Here is a 2,353-nt window from a genome sequence, read left to right as displayed (position 1 = left end):
GTCGCGGAATGTCAGGCAGGTATTTGTCATTCTGCGATCCGTAGGCGGCGAAATCCGGCTGCTGGCAGCGGCCGATTGGATATGTGATGTTATTACATTAGTCAACAAGCCAATCCGGCGGAATTGCGGCCGCAGGGTCAACTTGCCGTGTGTGCATGCCATATGCCGTTGGCCCAAGGGGATTCGACCTGGCGACCTTGCCCCAAGCCGGCCGCGACTCTAAAGAAGCGCAACCGTCACAGGAAGGAACCATCCAATGAGCATTCGTCGCATCGATGTCGGCCCGCGCATGAGCCAGATCGTCATCCATGGCAATACCGTCTATCTGGCTGGTCAGGTCGGCCAGCCAACCGGCAACGTCGCTTCGCAGACCAGGGACATCCTGGCGGCTGTCGACGAATTGCTGGCCAAGGCTGGCTCCGACAAGACCAAGATCCTGCAGGCGATCATCTGGCTGGCCGACATGAGCACCTTTGCCGAGATGAACGCGGAATGGGACAAGTGGGTGCCGCAGGGCAACACGCCAGCCCGTGCCACCGGCGAAGCAAAGCTCGCCACCCCGGACTATCTGGTCGAGATTATTATTACCGCCGCGATCTAAAGCGTCGACTTTCACCTTCTCCCCTTGTGGGAGAAGGTGTCGCCGAAGGCGACGGATGAGGGGTGTTCCAGGGAACGCCAACGTCTCACTCCGCTGGAACACCCCTCATCCGTCTCGACGCTGTCGCGCCGATCCACCTTCTCCCACAAGGGGAGAAGGGAGCGTCGGCGCTACCCCTGCGGCCTGAACCTTGCCACCAGCGTGTGGCTCTCGGCCGCGTAGGTAAAGCGCACATGGGTGACCGGATGTTCGGCGCTCCATGTCCGCCGCTCTACCACCAGGCACGGCGCGCCGGCTTCGATGTCGAGTGCGGCCGCTATATGTCTGTCGGCGGCGACAGCGCGAATCCGGTGCTCGGCTTCGCTCCACGGCACGCGGCCGATCAGCCATGGTCCTGGTGCGATGGCCACGAATTCCACGTCTGCTGCCTCGGGTACGGCGGTGAGGTTGATCAGCCGCTGTTCATGCGCGAACGGCCGCTCGCCGGCGAAATGCCCGCATTCCAGCGCCAGAACCGGTCCGGCCAAGCCCAATTCCAGCAGGGCGCGATCCTCGGCGCTGCTGCGCCTTTTGTGCCGAGCGACGCGCTCGTAGCGGTAAGGCAAGCCGAGCGCTTCGACCTCGATGCGGATATCGTGGATTTCCAGCACCGCCGCTTGCGACTGCGGCCGGCGCACAAAGCTGCCTGAGCGGCGGCGACGTTCGATCAGCCCGGCCTTGGCAAGCTGTGACAGCGCCTTGTTCACCGTCATGCGCGAGCAATTGTATTGCACGCTCAGTTCGTGCTCGAACGGGATGCGATGGCCGGGCGCCCAGGCACCGGACGTGATCTTCTCACTGATGTCGGTCAGGATGCGCTGGTGCAGCGAGCCGCCACCGTCCGCTACCACTGTGCCGGCCATGCTCATGCCGAAAGCGCCGTCATCACGCTGCGAAACCGCTCGGCGATAGCCTCTCGCTTCACATGCGTGCCGCCGCTGACCTGCTTGAACCCATGCACCCAGACGCAGTCGACCTTGCCGCCATTGGCGAAGATCCAGGCGTCCAGGATCGCGTCGCCGCTCTTGCCGGCCAGCGAGGGATTTTTGGGATCGAGCGAGACGAGATCGGCGGATGCGCCGGCGGCGATCTGCGAGATGCCGGCGCCAAGGGCGACGCTGCCCCCGTCTAGCGCGGCATCGAACAGCGCCCGGCCGGTCGAGCCGCCCGCGACCGCCAGCACATTGCGGGCGCGGTGGGCGAGGCGCTGTGAATATTCGAGCTGGCGCAATTCGTCGGGCAGGCCGATGAGCACGTTGGAATCGGAGCCGACGCCATAGCGGCCGCCATGTTCCCTGAACAGCGGCGCGGCAAAAGTGCCGTCACCGAGATTGGCCTCGGTGATCGGGCAGAGGCCGGCGATGGCGCCGCTCCTGGCCATGGCAACGGTTTCCGTATCGGTCATATGGGTGGCGTGGATCAGGCACCAGCGCTTGTCGACCTTGGCATTGGCGAGCAAAAACTCCACGGGCCTCGCGCCGGACCAGGCAAGACAGTCCTCGACCTCTTTCACTTGCTCGGCGATATGGATGTGAATCGGCCCCTCCGGCGCCAGCGCGGCGACTTCGGCTAGCTCCTGCGGCGTCGCGGCACGCAAACTGTGCGGAGCGACGCCGACGACAGCCTGATTCAACGCGCGAACCAATTCGCGGCATTTCTCAACAAGCCGCGAGAACCGATTCACATCGTTGATGAATCGCCGCTGACCTTCGT

General features: G+C 64.0%; 3 protein-coding genes. 1 reads left to right on the top strand and 2 read right to left on the bottom strand.

The window, feature by feature from the left end:
• Nucleotides 1-256 precede the first annotated feature (256 nt).
• The gene (locus tag EN893_RS29530; RefSeq protein WP_127271894.1) at nucleotides 257-601 is read left to right on the top strand and encodes a RidA family protein; all 345 of its coding nucleotides are present in this window, start codon (nucleotides 257-259) and stop codon (nucleotides 599-601) included.
• A gap of 170 nt (nucleotides 602-771) precedes the next feature.
• Here EN893_RS29530 and hutC read toward each other — a convergent pair whose 3' ends face one another.
• A complete protein-coding gene (hutC, locus tag EN893_RS29525; RefSeq protein ID WP_164749090.1) occupies nucleotides 772-1,503 on the bottom strand; it encodes a histidine utilization repressor in 732 nt (243 codons plus the stop codon).
• Between the two features lie 2 nt (nucleotides 1,504-1,505).
• A partial coding sequence (locus EN893_RS29520; protein WP_164901215.1) for a formimidoylglutamate deiminase occupies nucleotides 1,506-2,353 on the bottom strand: 848 nt, incomplete at its 5' end.

It is taken from the genome of Mesorhizobium sp. M7A.F.Ca.CA.004.04.2.1 (genome assembly GCF_004022825.1).
Lineage (GTDB): Bacteria > Pseudomonadota > Alphaproteobacteria > Rhizobiales > Rhizobiaceae > Mesorhizobium.
This window is presented reverse-complemented; position numbering and strand designations above follow the sequence as displayed.

Coding starts and splice junctions, on each gene's coding strand:
- EN893_RS29530 (WP_127271894.1), top strand. CDS start 257: ATGAGCATTCGTCGCATCGATGTCGGCCCGCGCATGAGCCAGATCGTC.
- hutC (WP_164749090.1), bottom strand. CDS start 1,503: ATGGCCGGCACAGTGGTAGCGGACGGTGGCGGCTCGCTGCACCAGCGC.